Genomic DNA, 21,501 nt, shown 5'->3' on the forward strand with positions numbered 1-21,501 from the left:
ATGGCTTATATAGCACCAGAAGACAGTGCGTTTGGTATCAGCTTCCTTGAGCGTTTGGAAGCTGATGCTAAGCCTTTAAATATTATTCAGGCACCAAATTTAAGTGAGGTCCTTAATTCTGTCAGGAATAATATTTCAAATATTCTAAATACTAGAGTGGGAGATTCTCAGAGTAGCCCACAGCTGGGGTTAATCGATTTTAATGATGCGACGTTAGAAGTTAGTGATCTTTCGATGACAATCAGATTAGCCATAAAGAGGTGTTTAGACATATATGAACCAAGATTAAAGAATATTTCAGTGTACACATCACTTGATAACTTTGATGCTTTTTCTTTACGTTTTCAGATCTTAGCTGAGCTTGACCACCAAGCAATTCATAAGAAAGTCAAACTTGATTTAATGCTAGATCAGAATAAAAAATACAGAGTGTTTTAATAATGGCACATGATAAATATTTTAGGGAAGAGCTTACTTTTTTAAAAGAGCAAGGCAAAAATTTTACCGATATATATCCTCAATTATCACGTTTCCTACATGGTCAAAATACTGATCCAGATGTTGAGCGATTATTAGAAGGATTTGCTTTTCTAACGGCGCGCTTACGTGAAAAAGTTGAAGATGACTTTCCTGAATTTACGCATTCTATTATTAACATGCTTTGGCCTAATTACTTAAGGCCTATCCCTAGTATGTCTATCGTTAAATTTTGTCCTAAAAAGAACTTAACTGATGGCCAAGTTATCTCTTCAGGTACGAGTATTAATAGCCGAGAGGTGAATGGTACGCAATGCCAATTTAAGACTTGTCGTGATTTCACTATTTATCCAATGACAATAGAAAAAGTGGTTCCTCATCACACTCGTAAAGCGACGACGATCGAGCTTGATTTCCAACTTCAGGGAACGATGAGTTTAGGTGACATTAACTTATCTAGTATTCGGTTTTTTCTAGGCTCGGATCAATATAGTTCTCAGATGATTTACTTATGGCTTAACCATTATATTGATTCCATTATAGTTGAAGCGAAAGGTGTAGACTTTAATATACCGTTAGAATCGTTGAGTTCAGTGGGTTTTTCTGATGATGATGGGTTACTTCCATATCCAAAGAATGCTTATTCTGGTTACCGGATATTGCAAGAATATCTAACTTTTCAAGATGCATTTTATTTCTTTGATTTAAATGACTTAGACAAAGCATTACCTAAAAATATTTTCGATGGCTTCAAGCTGAAAATTGCTTTTTCAAAAACCTTACCTGCTGATGTTCGAGTAACAAATGATCATTTTCAATTGTATTGCTCACCAGTTATTAATCTGTTCGAACACGATGCATACCCTATTGATTTAACCGGGAAATCCACAGAGTACAAAATCACGCCATCTAGTCGGCTTACTTCTCATTATGAAGTGTTTAGTGTCAATGAGGTTTATGGCTGGTTGGAAACGAAAGAGGAAGCGCAAGGAAGAACCTGTGGGCAGCGAAGAAAATATTCAGCTTTTGAAAGCTTTCAGCATGAAATTGAACGAACGAATCATCGTTCTGCAAATTACTATCGAGTAAGAGTTAGGGAGAGTCTTCGTAATGATGGCTTTGATAATTGGTTGTCTTTTGTTCGTAGCGATGAGCAGCAAGCCACTCAATATAATGAAACAGTATCAATAAAGCTGACTTGCACCAATAGATTATTACCTATTGAGTTAAGCATCGGGGATATTGATCAACCGACGGATACATCACCAATATTTGCGTCTTTTGAGAATATCACAATCCCCACACAGACATTAAGACCTGTGCTTGATGGGAGCTTACTTTGGACATTGATTTCAAATTTATCACTTAATTATCTGTCTTTATTATCTAAAGATGCGCTATGCAGTATTTTTCGAGCCTATGACTTTAAAGCTTTAGTTGATAGACAAGCAGAAAAGATAAGTCAGAGACGTTTAGATGGAATTGAAAAAATTGAATCAAATCCTATTGATAAAATTATACGAGGTCGATCAGTTCGAGGTTTAGAGTCGGTGCTGTATCTTAATCAAAATGCATTTTCTTCTGAAGGTGAACTGTACTTATTTGGAACAGTACTCAGTCGATTTTTTGCTTTATATGCAAGTATTAATTCTTTTCATCAATTAACAGTAATTAATACGAACAATAATGAGAAATATACATGGAATTTACAGATAGGGATGCAACCACTGATTTAGCTAAATTAGAGGTGCATCGATTATCAGAATCTGTGCATGACTTTAATTTTTATCAATTAATTGAGCTGGTTCATTTATTTGAAGGGAATATACCCGAAGAGAGTGATTGGGAAAGGGAATGTCGACTCTCTTTTTCTGGTAATCCTAGTTTGGGTTTTTCTCCTTCAGATATTACTAAATTAACCTATTTTTCCGATGGAAAGTTGAGTTTAGAGACTAACTTTCTTGGTTTGTCTGGCGGAGCATCACCACTTCCCGGTTATATATTGGAACAACTTGTGAATGAGGAACCTGGCGGACTTCGTAGACCATTTTTTGATTTTTTTAATAATAGACTTGTAAGTTTATCTTATCGGCTTTGGCGAAAATATCGATATCACGTACGTTTTAGACCAGGTGCAGAAGATGAGTTTTCATCTCAAGTTTTTGCTTTAGTAGGCTTGTTTGATGTGTCTTTGCGAGGAGATACACCGATTAACTGGAGCAAGATGCTTTCTTATTCTGGATTATTAGCAAGCCGAAGCCGGTCACCTCAAGTTGTTGAAGGAATTATTGCACATTGCTTTGATTTATCGAAAGTTGAAATTAAAGAGTGGGATATACGTAATGTCAGAATTTCGAAAGAGCAAAGGGGATTTTTAGGAAAGAAAAATATGACCTTGGGGGTAGACACCGTATTAGGTAGCTTTATTGAAGATGCTAGTGGGAAATTCACGATTTGTATTTCTCATTTAACCAAAGAGAGATTTTCTGATTTTTTACCATCAGGAGAGAATTTTGAACCTTTAAGAAAGCTAATTGAATTCATCGTTCGAGATCAGCTTGCTTATGATATCGAACTGGTCATGGATGACGAGGCATTAAAAAAGATTAATAGCTCATCAGGTATGTCTTTGGGGTGGACCTCTTTCTTAGGTGAAAGTAATAGAAATGGCAGCGTGTTAATTCAAGGAAGGCAATAGTATGACTTTAGGAAGTAACAAATTATTTTTAACCGTTTCTAATGTGAAAATATTACAACCAGGTTTGAATCCTAGCCATACCTTTGATGCTGACGGTGGCATTGTTGGCTCGAGTAATAGCTCTGTTTGGACTCTATATGATGATGAAAATAATATTTATGAAAATCATTTTGAAATTTTCAACATCGATAACGCTTATTGCGTAAGAGACTTATGCGGGCATACCTATATTAATGATTCCGATATGCCATTAGGTTCAGATAATGAAGCTAGATTACAGCATAAAGACGCGTTAAGGGTTGGAGATTATTATATTCGAGTCAAATTAACGGAAGATGATGAATTGTCGGATAGTCATTCATTGGAAGAGTTTATTAATAAAAGTAGAAATATATTATTAGAAGATGAAGTGTTCATGGATGTTAGTCCCAATAGTGAACAAGTAAAACGTGATGATAAGAAAACACTTGATCCTATTAAAGAGCTAGATAGAGAAAAGAATACTAGTAACGAATCTGATGATCATGCTGGTAATGACTTGGAAGCTTTAATTAATAAAAATGAAACCAAAAACGAATACGTATTTACACCTCAATCGGATAGTGAGTTTGAACTGACGTCTTCAATGAGATTGAAAAAAATATTGGGTTTTGGTCGAAGGAAAAAAACGGATTTGAATTCAGAAAATTATATTGATGGAAAGAGTGACCCTATTTTAGACAACCCGAAAAATATTGAGAGCTTTAATATGGATGAGAATAACCTGGAAATTTTAGAGCAAGAGTTAGCTCAAACTTCGCTGCAGGATAAAAGCGTTGAAGTGAATAGTCATTTAGTGATGGGACCATTGCTAAGTGGGTTAGAAGTTCAAGTGGGTAATAGCTATGGAATTGAAGATGTCCATAAATTGGGAGAAGAGCTTGGTGAAAGCCTAAAGGCATGTATTCAGGGCATCTTGAATATTCATAGCCAAGTAGAAAATGGGCGTTTTGGTGTGATTAACCGTAACTTGCAGCCTATTGAGGATAACCCGTTAAGGCTTGGTCTCAATTATACAGAAACGATGAGAACCCTGTTCGATAATAAGAAAAGCATGGTGCATTTATCTCCTCCTGCCGCGATTGAAGAAAGTCTTCACAATATTCGCAATCATAATCAAGCCATGCAAGAAGCAACTTCAGAAGCGCTGCAGCATATTTTAATGGCCTTTTCTCCAGAAATATTACTTAAACGTTTTAATAGTTATAAACGCACAAGTGATACCGATAACAATGATCCCGAATCTTGGGCATGGAATATGTATCAGAATTATTTTTCAGAGCTAACCTCAAACCGCCAACGAGGCTTTGATAAGTTATTCTGGGAAATATTTGAACAATCTTATGATCGCCGGATCCGAGAGATGCAATTGGAGAAATAAGCATGAAGTTTATTCTTTCCGCGCTAATCATGTTGGTCTTTTTATCAGGATGTAGCTCTGATCCAAAACCAGAGCCAGAGCCGACAAAAATCACCATTAGCATGTTTGCAGATCATGGCGTAAACCCAAATGTAGAAGGGGTTGCATCTCCTGTTGAGATACAAGTCTTCGAGCTTGTTGATGATTCAATGTTGTTATCAACGGATTATCATCAAATACGAGACGACTTTAAAAAAGCGCTTAGAAGTAATTTTGTCAAAAGCTATGACTACGCTTTAACGCCTGGCCAATTTAAATTTATAAGTAATTTTGAAATTAGTGATGAGACTAATTATATCGGCGTGGTTGTCCATTTTTCAGACCCCGATAATAGTGAATGGAAAAAAACAGTAAAAATCTTAAATAAAGATCACTTATATCATTTACTGGTTTATTTCCGCGACTACGAAGTCATCTTAGAAAAGGTAGAGTAATTCATGTTTACACGTAACCGTGTTATTTGGAGTGAAGGGCTTTTTATGAAGCCTCAACACTTTCAGCAACAGCAACGTAATCTTGAGTATTATGCGGATGAACGCTCAAAGGCTGTGAGCCCATACTTATACGGGGTAACAGAGTTATCTCTTAATCCTGAGTATTTAGCATTTGGTCGAATCGCAATAGAGAGAGCGGTTGGCATTATGCCGGATGGCTCAATATTTTGTATTCCACAGGAAGACTTGTTACCTGATCCTCTTGATATTGAAGATGCCAGCTTAGCGAACCAAATCATTTATTTAGCGATCCCTTTACGCAGTGACTCTTTGTTAGAAGTTGATTGGCCAGAAGAAAAAGGCACAGGACGTTATCAACAGAGAATTCAAGAGCAGCGCGATATTCATTCAATACAGGGGAGCTCAACGCCCGTTAGTGTTGCACCGCTTAAAATTCAATTGATGCTAGAAAAGGAAGACAGAACCTCTTATGCATCAATGGCGATCGCTAGAATTCGAGAAAAAAGACCAGATGGCAGCATTATGCTCGATGAAAGTTTTATTCCTTGTCATACCAACGTGCTCTGTCATGCAGGTTTACATCGTGTGGTAGGTGAAATTGCAGGGCTTATACGTGAAAGGGCTAAAAATATTGCTCAGCAAATCTCATCGCCGACACAGGGTGGTGTGGCAGATGTGTCTGATTTCATGCTATTGCAGGCGTTAAATAAAATTCAGCCACAGTTACAGCATTTATCTAAATTAAGAGGTTTGCATCCTGAACGATTATTTGAATGTTTAAGCTCAATTGCCGGGGAATTAGCAACGTTTACCAACGAAAGCCGATTACCACCTTCAATATCAGCTTATAACCACGATAATCCAGCAGAATCGTTTTGGCCTGTTGTGCACCATTTGCGTCAGAGTTTAAGCATTGTGCTTGAGCCAAGAGCAGTTTCAATACAATTGCATAAGCGACAATACGGTTTGATGGTTGCGCCAGTACAAGATCCTCAATTAATTGAAGAGGCCGAATTTATTATTGCGGTGAAGGCGAAGATGCCGGTTGATGAGTTACGCCGTTTATTTATTCAGCAAACGAAAGTGTCCTCAGTTGAAAAAATACGAGAGCTGATTTCTCTTCAATTACCTGGTGTTCCTCTTAACCCATTACCGGTTGCTCCGCGTCAATTACCGTATCACGCCGGTTATACCTACTATCAGCTTGATAAGACCAGTCTTACATGGGAAAGCTTACAGCATTCAACAGGATTTGCATTTCATGTAGCAGGGGCATTTGAAGATCTTGACCTGCAATTTTGGGCAATTAGGAGCTAATGATGAAAACCAATACCACCAATGTTGCAGTGGATGAATTGCTGTATGAGGGAAGTGAGAATATAGACCGGGATCAAGACTTTTGGTTTCCTTTACGTGGTGATAATCCAAATTTATTGATTGATGTTGCCACACCATTATTTGGTTTAGCTCTCAGAGTAAAGCAGCTCTCGGAATGCGCGTCTATTGCCAACATTTACCACCAAGTGGTTAAAGAAGTGACGGCGATTGAAATGGAGTTATCTGAAAACGGTTATGAGCATTCGGTCATTATGGCTTACCGATATGTATTGTGCGCTTTTCTTGATGAGTCGGTGATGGGCACATCATGGGGAGCAAAAAGTATTTGGGCGCAACATTCACTGCTTTCTCGTTTTCATGATGAAACATGGGGTGGGGAGAAGGTTTTTTCTATTCTGACTCGTTTAGAAAATGATCCTGTGAGATACAAAGATCTTTTGGAATTTATTTTCCACTGCTTGAACTTGGGTTTTGAAGGCAAGTACAAGGTCATTTCAAATGGCTTTGCTGAGCGAGAAAGGGTGATTATTAAGCTACATGAGTTATTAAAATCGCTCAACGATTCAGAGCCGAGCTCTCTTTCTAAAGCAACAGAGCATGTTGTTCACTCTAAATATAAATTAGGCCGACAGATTCCAGTTTGGTCTGTTTTTGCAATGTTTCTTCTAGGCTTGTGCGTTGTTTTTTCTGGGTATTTATACGTACTAAATAATAAGTCTGCCGATGTGTTAACCCAATTGAATCAGTTACTTTAAAGGTATGATTATGCTCCGAATTGAATTATCAACGCTCATTTCTAAGTTAAATGAACAAACTAAATTTGCTTTAGAACAGGCTGCTTCTTTATGTATTGAAAAGCAAAGCTCTGAAATTACGATCGAGCACCTTTTTAATGTTTTACTTGATAACCCTATTTCTGATTTACGAGTGATTTTAAAGCAAGCCAATATTGATACTTTATCTTTAAAAGAAAAGCTCAGTGTAAGCTATCACACGGAAAGTGGACTAGATACTTACCCTGCCTTTTCACCTCTTTTAGTAGAATTACTACAAGAAGCTTGGCTACTTTCTACTACTGAGTTAAATCAGCATCAATTACGCTCTGGTGCGATATTTTTAGCCGCGCTTTTACGTAAAGACCGATACCTAGCACTGAATATTATTCCTGTGTTTGAAGCGATTAATCGAGAGACCTTAAAAAAAGATTTCGATGTACTTTTAGTTAATTCGGGTGAGACGGACGTTGTTTCACCGCAATCAGGTAATGCATCATCGGTCACTTCATCCACTTCGGATTATTTATCTCGATATTGTAAAAATGTCTCTGAATCCGCTCGTAATGGTGAGTTGGATCCGGTGCTATGCCGCGATGAAGAGCTTAATTTGATGATTGATATTCTATGCCGACGTCGCAAAAACAACCCTATCGTGGTTGGCGATGCTGGGGTAGGTAAAAGTGCCATTATTGAAGGGATGGCATTGCGAATTGTTAGTGGTCAAGTCCCCGAACAGTTAAAAAATGTCGATCTCTGGTCTTTGGATTTAGGCTTATTGCAAGCAGGCGCTTCGGTTAAAGGTGAGTTTGAAAAGCGTCTTCAAGGCGTGATTGAAGATGTGAAAACGTCGAGTAAGCCTATTATCATTTTTATTGATGAAGCACACACTTTGATTGGTTCGGGTAATCAAGAAGGGGGAAGTGACGCGGCTAACCTACTAAAACCCGCGCTTGCTCGTGGTGAGCTCAGTGCTATTGCTGCGACGACATGGAAAGAATATAAAAAGTACTTTGAAAAAGATCCTGCCTTAACTCGACGTTTTCAATTGGTTAAGTTGGATGAGCCTACCATTGAGCAAGCGGTTGATATTTTACGCGGATTAAACTCGGTTTACGAAAAGTCGCATCAAGTATTAATTACTGATGACGCATTAAAAGCGGCAGCTGAGTTATCTGCTCGGTATATTTCGGGTCGTCAGCTGCCAGATAAAGCAATTGATGTGTTAGATACCGCATGTGCTCGAATTGCGATTAACTTAGCGGTTCCACCGAAACGCATTTCTGCTCTTGCCACGCTTGCTCATCAAAGACAGCTTGAAATTGAAATGATTGAGCGTTCCATTTATTTAGGCCAAGAGCCAAATCAAGATCGCCTTGATGAGCTTCTAACGCAACAAGAATTTGAAAATGCTGAGAAAAGCGAATTAGAGGATAAATGGCAGACTCAGCAGGAATTAGTTAATGACATTTTATCATTACGCTCACAGCTTATTTCTTCAGAAGAGTTACCTGCTGAAGAATTGCTCGAGTTAAAAGCAAGCCTTAATCAAAAATACCAGCAGTTAGATCTTATTGAGCATGATGACCGTTTAGTTCATCCACATGTTACGGCTCAACAAGTTGCAGAAGTAGTCGCTGACTGGACGGGTGTTCCTGTTAACCAAATGGATTCAGATGAGCTGTATAAAATTACTCACCTTGTCGATATTTTGGGAGAAACCATTAAAGGCCAAGATACCGCGATTAAGCAGATACATAAGCATTTACTCACTGCTCGAGCAGATTTAAGACGAGCAGGACGTCCGAAAGGCGCTTTCTTACTTATTGGCCCTAGTGGTGTAGGTAAAACAGAAACCGTGGTTCAACTTGCGGAGCAACTTTATGGTGGAAAGCAATTTTTAACCACCATTAACATGTCTGAATACCAAGAGAAACATACCGTATCACGCTTAATTGGTTCTCCCCCAGGTTATGTAGGCTACGGTGAAGGCGGGATTTTAACCGAATCAATTCGTAAGATGCCGTATTCAGTTGTGCTACTCGATGAAGTCGAAAAAGCGCATCCAGAGGTGCTAAATATCTTCTATCAAGCTTTTGATAAAGGTGAACTAGCCGATGGCGAAGGGCGCTTAATTGACTGTCAGAATGTGGTGTTTTTTCTAACCTCAAACTTAGGTTATCAAATGATTGTCGACTATGCCGAGCATCCAGAAGAGTTAGAGCAGAAGCTATACCCTGAGCTTGCTGCATTCTTTAAACCTGCACTATTGGCAAGAATGGAGACTATTCCATACCTGCCTTTATCTCGAACGGTTTTGTCTGAAATCATTAAAGGTAAATTATCTCGTTTAGAAAACTTATTTAAGCAACGTTATGGGGCGAAAGTCACGATTGCGGATGAGTTGTTTGATGAGATATTAAATCGTGCTAACCGTTCAGAAAATGGTGCGCGTATGTTAGAGGCAATCATTGATGGTCAGTTATTACCACCCATCTCATTAGCGTTGTTAAATAAATTAGTCGACAAAGAATCTATCTCTCATGTTTCGATGTCAGTACAAGATGGCGAGTTTATTGGTGAGGTTGAATAAGATGAACTCATGGTTAATCTCTATAACAGAATTAATGAAGTTGAGAGATGCTAAGACGCTATCGAATACTTTTATTAATTCATTAACAAAAACGTTGAATATAGCCAAGTGTTTAACGGTTGAATTAAGCGACAGTAGTAGAGAGTTGATTTATCAAAGTGAGGATAATGATATTTTTAGCTGGTCGGCTGTGGATTTTGATGTCCCTTTTTCTCATGTGTTGCAAGAAGGTAAGTATAAGCTTATACCTCAATCAGATCTTGTTTACTGGCAAGACAATCAATACTTTAAAATATTGACATCATCATTAGGTAATGGAGAGGCATGTTTAATTTACCCTTTACCATGCGCCAAAGAATCAAGTCCTTCTTTATTAGTAATATTTGGTGATGAAAATAAGCTAGAGCAAGTAGCAGTAGCGCCTGAATTCAAATTGTATATTGAAGCATATGCAACGCAATGGGAGCTATTGAAAGATCTAAAAAAAGTAGGCTTAGAAAAAGAAAGTTTATCTGAAACATTGACGACAGAAAGGAAGGTGAATCAGCGGGGGCAAAAATTAATGAGTTTGTCTAAGACGTTGATTGGTAATTCTTCGGCAATGTTAGATGCAAAAAAGAAAATCGTAGTAGCAGCTGAATCACCTCTGTCGGTTATGATCCATGGTGAAACGGGGACGGGAAAGGAAGTTGCTGCAAAAGCAATCCACCAGATATCCGATTATAACAAAGGGCAATTTGTCGCGATTAATTGTTCCGCCATACCTGAAAATTTATTGGAAAGTGAGTTATTTGGTTATGAAAAAGGGGCATTTTCTGGTGCTAATTCTTACCATGCAGGCTTGATTGAGCAGGCAGATGGTGGTTCATTATTTCTTGATGAAATTGGTGATATGCCAACGCATCTCCAATCTAAATTGTTACGTGTACTTGAGACAAAAAGCTTTCGTCCCCTTGGGGGAAAGAAAGAACTAATATCAAATTTTAGGTTGATTTCTGCAACCCATATAAATTTAAAAGAGAAAGTTAAATCAAAGGAATTTCGTCCAGATTTATATTATCGATTAATGCAGTGTCCGGTATTACTTCCAGCGTTAAAGGATAGAAAAGAAGATCTCGAGTTATTGAGTGAGTATTTTATTGAGCAATATAATGAAAGCTATCAAAGGGATGTTGGGTTCTTGACGAAGCAGTCTTTGGAGTATCTAAAAAAATTAGATTTTCCAGGTAATGTTAGAGAGTTAAAAAGCATGATTGAATTATCTTGCTCTCAAGTCGAGGACGGACAGCCAATTTCGTTATCTTATATTTCAGACAACTCAAATGCATTGTCGTTATTCGATTTTAACGAAGGTGTTAATCATATTGGTAATTTAACAGAGCTCCTTGGTGAGTTTGAATTTAATGTTATCCAAGAGCGATTAAATAAACACTCAGGGAATAAAACGAAAGCTGCAAAAAGTTTAGGGATACCTCTTAGAACTCTGACTTATAAATGCCAGAAACTGGAGATTTCTTGATGAATTATCAATTTAACACCGTTATTTTTACTGTGATTTTGTTTCAGTTGTTTTTTATTAGTGATGTTCGTGCTGAACAAAGTTCACTTTTAAATGAAGCTAAAGCATGCACTAGTATCACGGCTCGGCTGGAGCGTTTAGATTGTTTTGATCGTATTTTCAAAACAACTTTACCAGAAATAGCCTTATTAAAAGAAGTCAAACCAGAAATCTGGTCTCGGGGCATGGCTGTAGAACAACAGCGAGTAAAAGGCGATTTACTTCCTTTAATTTCAAGCGGAAATGGAAGTGCTGATTCTGATATCTGGGTAACTTTACCCGCGGCAAGTCATAGTAATGATGGACAGGGTGCTGTCCTAATGATGAGTTGTATCAATAATATTAGCCACTTGGATCTATTACTTCATAAAAATATTGAGCAGGCCAGAGTTAATATATCAGCCAATACATTCAAATCTAGCTTATGGAGAACCGATGATTCTGGCTTTGTCGTCAGCAGTTCTAGGGGGATTTTTGCTATTGAACTGATGAAGAAAATATCGTCATCTTCGAATTTACAATTACGCTCAGATATAGATGCTGTTAATGGTTTTAAATTTAATACTGAACACTTATCAAACGTATTAATTTCGTTACGTAAAAGCTGTGGTTGGTAAGGGATTCTATGAATATCACAGAATATCGCCAAACCATCATAACGCCAATATCTAAAGAATCTCATGTAGGTGAACGCTTATACGATGATCCCTTATACGAGTTTATAGATGATCAAATGATGAAAGTTGGTTCTCTATCGCATGCTTCCGTGCAATGGAGTGAAGTTGAAAAAAGTATCCTTCAGATTTTTAAAGAAAAAACGAAAGATATTAAGCTGCTAATTCACCTTATACAGTGTTTACATCACCAAACAACTCCGGAAAGGCTAACTCTTTCTTTGTTTGTTTTTGGTGATTTCATGCGTGAATTTTGGAGTGATAGTTATCCTTCTCCAGGAGAGAGAGGAAAGTTACCTCGCCGTAAATTTTTTAGCTTACTTCTGCAGAGGTTTGATTTACTTGCTGATAAGTATGACTTCTCTCTTTTTGATGCCAAAGGAAGAGATTTACTATTGCAAGCGCTGACTGATTGGCACGCAGCGGCGATAAAGAATGAATTAGATTCTGATTCTGTACAGTATTTTGTGCAAAGAATAAAAACCAAACTTAAAGATTATGAAGAAAGATCTTCACTTTATGAACAACCGAAAAGCTCTGCTGCTGGCACCTCAGATGTCGGTCATTCCACGGTTGTGAATCTTCAAGCGAATAATCCTCTAACGTTTGATACTTCAAGTGACCAGTCAGTCAAGCAGACACTTTTAAAAGTATCGGATTTTTTATCTGAGCAAGACTACGGTACTCCGCTTTCTATCAGGACTCGACGTTATGCCGTATGGGCAGGCATTGATTCGCCCCCAGAGCATAACAACGTAGGTGAAACCCAGTTACGCGGGATACAAAGCGAGCGTCTAAAAGAGTACACAGATGGAATGTCTCATCCTGATCTTGCGTTATGGCGCAAAGTTGAAAAGAGCTTAACTTTGGCTCCTTATTGGATTGATGGGCAGTATTTAAGTGCCAAAATTGCTGAATCTATTGACCAACCTGAATGGGCAAAAGCGATACATGATGAGACGAAACAATTCATCTCTCGATTACCTAAGTTGCTGGAATTGAAATTTAAAGATGGTGCCCCTTTTATTTCCGATGAAACTCAGCAATGGATTGAATCTTCAGCGAAATCTCAATCTCAAGGTGGCGTAAGTAACTGGCAGGAAAAGTATGAGCAAATTAAACAGCTGGCAAAAGAAGCGGGCGTCACTGTTGCCATATCGAGTGTTAATGATGGCTTGGAAAGTGCCGTAGATCCAAGAGACAAGTTTTACTGGCAATGTTTGTTAGCCGATCTGTTGGAAGATAGTCGGTTGACGGCGGTGGCAAGTGAACAATATCGCGGTTTGTATGAGCAATTCATGTCTATGAGTTTGAGTGATTGGGAGCCATCACTCGTAGAAAAGCTTAAGCATATTAATAATATTAAATAATTAAGGTAGTGATTATATGTGGAAAATGATAACAGGGATTGGTCAAAAGCTTAAGCCAGCGCTAACCGCGGCAATGCCAATCTTATTATTTAGCCTTTTTGTCCTCATTAATGTTGCGATTTGGTGGATGGGGCCTTGGTTAACGATAGATAAGAGTCAGCCATTATCGTCTTTCACTGCTCGAACCGTTGCTTGTGTATTATTTTCGCTAGTTTGCTTCTCCTTATGGGGACTGTGGCAATGGAGAAAATTAGTACGGATAAGAGATGAAGAGAAACGAGCACTTGAATTGAAAACCGATCCTCTGCTTCAGTTTGAAGAACGTCAAGAGCTAGAATTAAACCAAGTCATGCAGACGATGAAGGCAAATTTAAGCAAGAGTAATTATCTTTACTCGCTTCCTTGGTATTTAGTGCTTGGTTTAGAGAATGCTGGAAAAACCAGTTTAATCAATCGATCGGGACAAAATTTCGTTTTTTCGTCGGTAATGCGAGCTTCTCATCTTAAAAGTGAAAACCCATATAGTTTTGATTGGTGGATTGGTGATGAATCAGTGTTAATTGATCCGGATGGTGAACTATTAACTCAGGGCGGCTTAGGAAATGATGTGGATCCTGAGTTATCACGACGTTTGTGGGTTCACTTTATTCGCTGGTTAGAAAAAACACGTAGTCGTAGGCCATTAAATGGTATTGTTTTAGCGATCGATATTGCGCATTTAGCCAAATCAACAGAATCGGAGCGTAAAGCCTACGCTAATTTATTACGTACTCGCTTACGTGAATTAATGGAGACATTATCGACTCGGCTTCCTGTGTACGTTTCTTTTACGAAGTTTGATCTGTTACACGGCTTTGAACCTTTTTTTCGTAATTACACCAAAGAAAAGCGTGAAGAAGTCCTTGGTTTCACTTTTTCATTAGATTCAGTGGATGACTTAGATCATTGGCTAACCGAGTACACCGCTAGCTATAAAGAGTTTATTACACGAATTAATGAAGCAATACCTCATATTATGGTGAACCTGACTGATAGCGAAGACCGCAATGCGGTTTATAGCTTCTCTCGCCAACTAGCTGGATTACAAGATACGATTTACCGATTATTAGAAGAAACATTGGGAAGCGATCAATTCTCAACCTCGGCATTAGTTCGTGGTGTCTATTTTAATTCAGTATTTCAGCAGGGGGTTGCTATTAATGCCTTTGATAATGCAACCTCTCGTCGATATGGGCTAAGGCATGCCATCAATAGCGCACAACATGCAAAAAATTCGACAATATACTTTACTCAAAAGTTATTTAATAAAATTATTTATCCAGAAGCAGGACTTGCCTCTGATAATTTTAAAGTTGCGAAAAAGAAGAAGAGAATTATATATACCTCAGTGATTGCTTGTAGTGTTGCGAGTCTATTATTGATTACGGCTTGGCAGAAGTACTATTCAATCAATGTTACTCAAGCGGATAAGGTGTTACAGAAGGTTAATGAATATCAGGTGCTCATTTCAGGTAATAATGGAATGTTGTCGCAGAAAGATATTTTAGAGCCATTAAACAAGATTCGTGAAGCGACATTAGAGTTTGGTTTTTTTCGCAATAAGCTGAAATATGTATCGGATCTAGGGCTATACCAAGGTCATACGATTGGTCCTAAGGTAGAAGAAACCTACTTAAATTTACTCGAGTATAAGTTTTTGCCACTACTCATGGCTGATACTATTCATGACTTAAATCAGGCCCAATCAGATGAGCAAAAATTAGCGGTATTAAGAGTTTACCGAATGATGGTAGATGCGAGTGGCCGGCACTCAGAGTTCGTTTTAGATTATTTTTCAAAATATTGGCAGCGTCAATTTTCAGGTCAGCAGAAAATTCAAAAGCAATTACTGGCACACCTGGATTATGCAATGGAGCATACTGATCTCGCCAATGATCGAAACAATGGTAATGAATTAGCCGATCAATTGATGCGTCCTTATGATTTGCTGATCAGTCGAGTTCAAAATGAACTTGGTCGTATGCCAAACGAAGAAAGGGTGTACCGAAATTTAAAATTAAGCGCGCAAAGTTTATTAGGTCCGGCAGTCAGCCTGCGTAATCTAATTGGACCTGTTTTTGATATTGTTTATCAAAAAGGAAAAAGAAGTGATCAGTCGCTTTATATTCCTAAATTACTCACTAAAGAAGGCTTTGATGATTACTTTATGCCTCAATCTGAGTCTGTTTCTAAGTTGGCTTTAATTGATAGTTGGGTACTAGGTCAATCTTCAACCGCAGAGTTTAGTGAAGAAGATAAGCGAGTATTAAGGGAAAAAATCCGTAATTTATATATTGCAGACTACACCAGTACTTGGCGTCATGCTTTAAATAACATTAATATTAAAAAGTTTAATGATATCAATGAGGCGGTAACGGTTGTTGATAACATTATGGGTAATTTAGAACCTATCCAGAGGCTTCTAAGAACGGTTGATACTAATACTTATTTGTTTAATTCTTCTACGTCAGAAGGTGATAAGGCAGTAAAAGAAGCTTTATTGAAAAGCCCTAAATTTAAAGTAGCCTCTAAGATTGATGAGCCTTTTTCTGAGCTAAATGCACTGAGTTACCCTAATGGTGATAATCCAGCGTATATAACAGAAGTGTTAGATGTTGTAGGGCAGTTACGTGATTATCTTAAAGCGATGCAAGACTCACCGAATGTCGGAATGTCAGCCTTAAGTGCCACAAAAGAGCGGGTGACATTGCAGAGTATCGATCCTATTTATACATTACGCCGAGTGTCTAGCGGCTTGCCAAGCCCGCTGAATCAGATGATGAAAACGTTATCTGACCAAAGTTGGTATGTGGTGAAGAAAGAGGCGATTCGTTACTTAGAGGTTCGCTGGAAAGAAGATGTATATAAGCCTTATCAAGAAAAATTAGCTGGAAAATATCCATTATCCTTAACGGCTAAAAAAGAGGTATCGCTGTCTGATTTTGAAGCCTTTTTTGCGCCAGATGGAATATTAAATACTTTTTATAATGATCAGCTAGATTTATTTCTTAATGAAAACGTGTTTACCGACGATGCTGAGAGTGGCGATAACTCTATTGTTAATCAGCAAGTTATCGATGAGTTGGCTAAAGCCAAGAAAATACAGGAAGCATTTTTTAACCGAAAAGGCGTTCTTGATATTGAGTTCTCATTACAGCCGATAGTTCTCAGTGGGAATAAGCGACGTAGTGCGATTGATGTTGATGGTCAGTACTTAACCTACAGCCACGGTCAGAGGGATGTGGTTGAGTTGATTTGGCCTAATTCATTAAGAGAAACGGCATCGTCAAAAGTGACACTAGTACCGACACAGAACGGATATTCGCCTAGAAGCATTACGAGTCAAGGTTCTTGGTCTTTCTTCCGCTTATTGGATCAAGCAAGAGTGGTTTCTGCTAGTTCGAAGTCAGTGGACTATAAGTTTTCAGTCGATAATGGAAGCATGGTATATCGGTTGAATTCGAATAACGATAGCAATCCATTTACGAATAATTTATTTAGGACATTCAAGCTAACAGAGCATTTATATTAGCGAATTAATAAATTTAAAAGAGAGTGAGGGAAGCCTCACTCTGATTTCTTTGGATGTGGATTATGTCGAGCTGCGTATATATTGAACACCGTGTTTTTAACCTTGTTAGCGACTCGAGTGCTCTTAGAAAAAATCATATTTATGATGATGTAAAAGCGGAAATAAATAAGCAAAACTCTCCATTTTCGGGTGGGACAGATTGGGAGGCGGTTAAAAAAAAGTGCACTTTGCTTTCTGAAAAATCAGGAATAGATTTATTGCTATGTTGTTACTATACGGTAGCTACGACGAAACTTAATGGTATTGTTGGGTTGGCTAACGGTTTAGAGTTGTTGTTATCTTCACTGATTGTCTCTACAAAAGATCTAAAAAATGCCCACAAACGAAAAGAGCTTATTGATTGGGTTAATAGTTGCATTATTAAAGAAATCAAACTGCTTAAGCCTAACTACGAAATGCTTCGAGATTTGTATCGATGTGAGCGTCACTGTGAGCAAATAGACCAAATTTTTACAGAAAAGCAACCTGAATTCGTGGCCAATATGGATGGAATTGCTTATGTGATTTTTGAACATATTGATCGATTAGAAATTCAATATAAAAGCAAACAAAAGGTCGCTGAAATTTCGCCACCTAGTGAGCAAAAAGTAGCAGTTAAATGGCATTATTATGTTTTAGCCTTATTGCTTACTTCCTTTGTTGCCTATCAGTTTTTATCGCCACCTAACCGACTGAATCCGACTCTCTATATTCAGTCAAATGCCTTACCAGAGAAGCCATTAGATCAACAGCAAAGAGAAGCGTTAAATCATTATATTTCCAATATGGCTAATAATTCATTAGCTTGGCTAGGTGAAACGCCTAACCGACAAAATGAAAACATAAAAAAGCTTGAATTTTTGCTTGGTGATGAGGAACGGATTGCTCTATTAAGGCAGCAGTGGTTGGTAGAGAGAAAGGAGAGTATTGAAGCAGTTAATGAGATGGTGAATAAATTTGATTCAGTACGAACCCAACTTTCAAATGTCAATTTAGGTATTCAGAAAACCCACTTAAATAGCTTAAAAAGTGAGATGAATTCGGTGACTAAAGTAGGTAAAAGCTTATCGCCAATTTATGCTCGTGTTGGTTATATTGAGCAATTGCTTAAAACTGGTGACAATGAAAAAGCGGCAAAAGAATTGGCTATTTTACAACAACGTTTAAACGCCCTTATCTGGAAGGTCGATCAACTTGAAGAGCTAGTTGTATACCCAAGTGATTTCAAAATGCAGAATTCAGAGCTATCATCCAAATCTTTAGGCAAGAAAGATTGGCGAAGGAATGTAGGCCACCTTTCAAATCAATCTGACGCGGCATAAAGGTTTGGATGAAGCTCCCGAAGGGCAAGTTAAAACAAGCTTTATGCTGCGTTAAATTGAACAGAGATAGAATAACTATGATCATATTCAATTTGTCTTGCCTAAAGCTTGTTTTATTCTTGCTGAAACTCGCATCTTGAAGCCACTTGGATATAGATGATCTAAATAAAAATTCATCGCCAAACAAGACGTTTTGTTTGGCGATGATATATATTGAAAATCAAAGGCGCTCATTCAAATAAGCTTGATAGTCAGGGATCTCAATATCAACTTCTTGCTCTAGCAATACGGAGTTGAATAAGAATTTTGCGGTTGCACGGTTGGTTGCTACTGGAATATTCCATACCGATGCTATGCGTAGTAGTGCCTTAACATCAGGATCGTGAGGAACTGCGTTTAGTGGATCCCAGAAGAAAATCATCATGTCTATTTTCCCCTCAGAGATAAGAGCACCAAGCTGTTGATCTCCCCCCATAGGGCCACTGATTAAACTCTTGATCGCAAGCCCAGTTTCACGGCTTAACATGTTCCCTGTTGTACCTGTGGCATAAAGAAAATGGCTTTGTAGCTTCTCTTTATTCTCGACAACCCAGCGAAGTAGCTCTGGTTTGTAGTGATCGTGAGCAACCAGGGCGATATTCTTGTGCGCAGGCATTGTGCGAATGGTTTTCTTCATTGTTAACATCCTAAATGTTCAATAAAAATAAATGAAATGCTAACAACAGCATAATTTAATTACAGCTAAAAAAATAGCAGGATTATCCAGTTCCTAGATCTTAATTTGAGAGCTTGATCACGCTGTACTCTTCACCTTTATTGCCTACCACATTGAGCATCGAAACTCTTCAATTACAGATCTAACTCCTCTTGGAGTAAAACTTCAATTACCAATTTTCGTGTGATGCAGCGTAACTAACCGATATGACATTTATATGATTTTTTACTGGATTTTTACTTACACCTCTAAAGGTGTTTGGAGGGGGTAAAATATTTTTATAAACTTATAATTTAGTTTTAAATCAATTAGTTACTTAGTGATTGTATATTCGCTTAAGGAATAAAGGGTTGATAAAATAATCGAGTACGTTATTATTTAAAACGAAATTGATTAGGGCACTAAACAATTGTTGTTGATTTTAGCAACGAGCACTAATAAAAATTAATCGCCACTGAGCTTCTTTATTGGCAGTTGGATTGTTCAAATAAAGAAGCAGTGTACAAATAAAAAATAGGGCTAAGATGATTACGGCACCGTGGGTAGCACACCCCGAAAAAGTGACCAAAACTCAGGATGAGTTAACATTTAGAAAACCCGAAATAACCGACGGCAATCAAGTCAATGCTTTGATTGAGTCGTGTCCTCCTTTGGATACGAATTCTGCTTACTGCAACTTTTTGCAGGCATCACATTTTAGCGATACATGCGTATTAGCTGAAAAAGGTGGTGAAATTGCAGGTTTTGTTTCCGCTTATCTCAAGCCATCAAGTCACCCTAATCGACCTGTTCTTTTTATCTGGCAGGTAGCGGTTGCGGAAAATAGCCGTGGCTGTGGATTAGCGTATCGAATGATTAAATCGTTATTAGCGCGTGAGTGTGTTGCTGGCGTCGCTGCAATTGAGACGACGATTACCAAAGACAATCATGGTTCTTGGAATTTATTCCGAAAACTTGAGCGAGAAGATGGTGAAGAAGGACGCGTCAGTGTTTTCTTAGACAAACAAAATCATTTCGATGGTGAGCATGATAGTGAGTATTTATTCCATATACCGCTTGCTATGAGCTAATACCAATTAACACAAAATTTAAAAATTCTTGATTGGGAATTCGCTCAATCGAGATACATACATAGGATGATAGACAGGATCAGACATGAATATCTTTAAAAAGCACGAATCAAACGTTCAATGTTATGCCAACAACTTCCCGGTAGTATTTTCATCGGCGAAAGGTTGCTGGCTTCATACCGAAGACGGAGATCGCTACTTAGATTTTCTTGCCGGTGCAGGCTCGTTGAACTATGGCCACAACAACCCTGTTCTAAAAAAAGCATTGCTCGACTATATCGACCAAGATGGTTTAACCCATGGTTTAGATATGCATTCACAAGCGAAAGGTCATTTCTTAGAAAGTTTTAATGACAAAATTTTAAAACCACGTGATCTGGAATATAAGATTCAGTTCACCGGCCCAACAGGTACTAATGCCGTTGAAGCTGCCATGAAGTTGGCTCGTAAGGTGAAAGGTCGCACTAATATTGTCGCCTTTACCAATGGTTTCCACGGTGTGTCTTACGGCGCATTAGCGGCAACAGGTAACCAGCATCACCGTGGTGGCGCAGCAATGCCGCTTTCGGGGGTGACTCGTATTCCTTATGAAGGTTATGCGGACATTGATGGTTTGGCGTTATTTGAAACGATGCTTGATGATAATTCAGGTGGTTTGGATAAGCCTGCAGCAGTACTTGTTGAGGTTGTGCAAGGTGAGGGTGGCTTAAATGCTGCATCTGATCAATGGTTACAGCGTTTAGAGAAAATCTGTAAAACCAACGATATCTTGCTGATTGTTGATGACATTCAAGCTGGTTGTGGTCGTACGGGTACTTTCTTTAGCTTTGAGCCATCAGGTATTAAGCCAGATATGGTGACATTGTCTAAATCAATCGGTGGTTACGGTTTACCGATGGCTATTATGTTGATGAAGCCTGAGTTAGACCAATGGGCCCCGGGTGAGCATAACGGTACGTTCCGTGGCAATAACCATGCGTTCGTAACGGCAGCAGAAGCGATTGATACTTACTGGCACAATGATGAGTTTGAAACGCACATTAAAGAGCGTGCTGAGCAGTTAAATAAATCATTACAGAAAGCCTTGAAGCAATATTCAAACCTATTTGAAGGTATTAAAGGCCGTGGTTTGATGCAGGGTATCGAATGTAAAGATGGCGATATCTCAGACATGATCACTAGTGAATGTTTTGAGAACGGCATGGTGATTGAGACTGCAGGTCCAAACGATGAAGTTGTGAAGTTCTTCTGTCCATTGACAGTAAGCGAATCAGAACTCGAACAAGGTATTCATATTTTCGAAAAAGCGGTTGAGAAAATTTCCGCTAAGGTGACTCGTAAAGCGTCTTAATTGTCGCAATTTCAAAAGTGGGGCTTCAAAAACAGAGG

General features: G+C 38.3%; 16 protein-coding genes. 15 read left to right on the forward strand and 1 reads right to left on the reverse strand.

All coding sequences use genetic code 11. The annotated features are described in order from the left end of the window. From tssE to K358_RS0104480, 13 genes are all read left to right on the forward strand, one after another. A complete protein-coding gene (gene tssE, locus K358_RS0104420; protein ID WP_027695681.1) occupies positions 1–438 on the forward strand; it encodes a type VI secretion system baseplate subunit TssE in 438 nt (145 codons plus the stop codon). A gap of 2 nt (positions 439–440) precedes the next feature. Continuing rightward, positions 441–2,213, forward strand: a complete 1,773-nt coding sequence (gene tssF, locus K358_RS0104425; RefSeq protein WP_027695682.1) for a type VI secretion system baseplate subunit TssF — start codon at positions 441–443, stop codon at positions 2,211–2,213. After that, entirely contained in the window at positions 2,177–3,175 is a 999-nt protein-coding gene (gene tssG, locus K358_RS0104430) for a type VI secretion system baseplate subunit TssG (RefSeq protein WP_027695683.1), read from the forward strand. Before tssF ends, tssG begins: the two co-directional genes overlap by 37 nt. 1 nt (position 3,176) lies before the next feature. Continuing rightward, a complete protein-coding gene (gene tagH, locus K358_RS0104435; protein ID WP_027695684.1) occupies positions 3,177–4,595 on the forward strand; it encodes a type VI secretion system-associated FHA domain protein TagH in 1,419 nt (472 codons plus the stop codon). 2 nt (positions 4,596–4,597) lie between these two features. Beyond that, complete coding sequence (gene tssJ / locus K358_RS0104440; protein ID WP_027695685.1) at positions 4,598–5,068, forward strand: type VI secretion system lipoprotein TssJ; 471 nt, start codon at positions 4,598–4,600, stop codon at positions 5,066–5,068. 3 nt (positions 5,069–5,071) lie between these two features. Then, positions 5,072–6,406, forward strand: a complete 1,335-nt coding sequence (tssK, locus tag K358_RS0104445) for a type VI secretion system baseplate subunit TssK (protein WP_027695686.1) — start codon at positions 5,072–5,074, stop codon at positions 6,404–6,406. Positions 6,407–6,408: 2 nt separating this feature from the next. Then, positions 6,409–7,182, forward strand: coding sequence for a type IVB secretion system protein IcmH/DotU (gene icmH / locus K358_RS0104450; protein ID WP_156888683.1), 774 nt, complete (start codon positions 6,409–6,411; stop codon positions 7,180–7,182). Positions 7,183–7,192: 10 nt separating this feature from the next. Continuing rightward, positions 7,193–9,793 (forward strand): type VI secretion system ATPase TssH, encoded by a 2,601-nt coding sequence (tssH, locus tag K358_RS0104455; RefSeq protein ID WP_027695688.1) that lies wholly within the window; start codon positions 7,193–7,195, stop codon positions 9,791–9,793. Between the two features lies 1 nt (position 9,794). Further along, positions 9,795–11,312, forward strand: coding sequence for a sigma-54 interaction domain-containing protein (locus K358_RS0104460; RefSeq protein WP_027695689.1), 1,518 nt, complete (start codon positions 9,795–9,797; stop codon positions 11,310–11,312). Beyond that, the gene (vasI, locus tag K358_RS0104465; protein WP_051241181.1) at positions 11,312–11,968 is read left to right on the forward strand and encodes a type VI secretion system-associated protein VasI; all 657 of its coding nucleotides are present in this window, start codon (positions 11,312–11,314) and stop codon (positions 11,966–11,968) included. Before K358_RS0104460 ends, vasI begins: the two co-directional genes overlap by 1 nt. Positions 11,969–11,976: 8 nt before the next feature. Then, positions 11,977–13,395 (forward strand): type VI secretion system protein TssA, encoded by a 1,419-nt coding sequence (gene tssA, locus K358_RS0104470; RefSeq protein WP_027695691.1) that lies wholly within the window; start codon positions 11,977–11,979, stop codon positions 13,393–13,395. A gap of 16 nt (positions 13,396–13,411) precedes the next feature. After that, the gene (tssM, locus tag K358_RS0104475; RefSeq protein ID WP_038149684.1) at positions 13,412–16,966 is read left to right on the forward strand and encodes a type VI secretion system membrane subunit TssM; all 3,555 of its coding nucleotides are present in this window, start codon (positions 13,412–13,414) and stop codon (positions 16,964–16,966) included. Positions 16,967–17,028: 62 nt separating this feature from the next. Continuing rightward, a complete protein-coding gene (locus K358_RS0104480; protein ID WP_027695693.1) occupies positions 17,029–18,327 on the forward strand; it encodes a type VI secretion system ImpA family N-terminal domain-containing protein in 1,299 nt (432 codons plus the stop codon). Positions 18,328–18,547: 220 nt separating this feature from the next. On the opposite strand, the gene K358_RS0104485 is transcribed toward K358_RS0104480, so the two are convergent. Continuing rightward, positions 18,548–19,003, reverse strand: a complete 456-nt coding sequence (locus tag K358_RS0104485) for a methylglyoxal synthase (RefSeq protein WP_027695694.1) — start codon at positions 19,001–19,003, stop codon at positions 18,548–18,550. 563 nt (positions 19,004–19,566) lie between these two features. On the opposite strand from K358_RS0104485, the gene ectA reads away from it, so the two are divergent. Both ectA and ectB read left to right on the forward strand, forming a co-directional pair. After that, entirely contained in the window at positions 19,567–20,112 is a 546-nt protein-coding gene (gene ectA / locus K358_RS0104490; RefSeq protein ID WP_027695695.1) for a diaminobutyrate acetyltransferase, read from the forward strand. Between the two features lie 85 nt (positions 20,113–20,197). Next, positions 20,198–21,463: a diaminobutyrate--2-oxoglutarate transaminase gene (gene ectB, locus K358_RS0104495; RefSeq protein WP_027695696.1), complete on the forward strand. Its 1,266-nt coding sequence runs from the start codon at positions 20,198–20,200 to the stop codon at positions 21,461–21,463. The last annotated feature ends 38 nt before the right edge of the window (positions 21,464–21,501 follow it).

This window comes from Vibrio litoralis DSM 17657, from assembly GCF_000426765.1.
GTDB lineage: Bacteria > Pseudomonadota > Gammaproteobacteria > Enterobacterales > Vibrionaceae > Vibrio > Vibrio litoralis.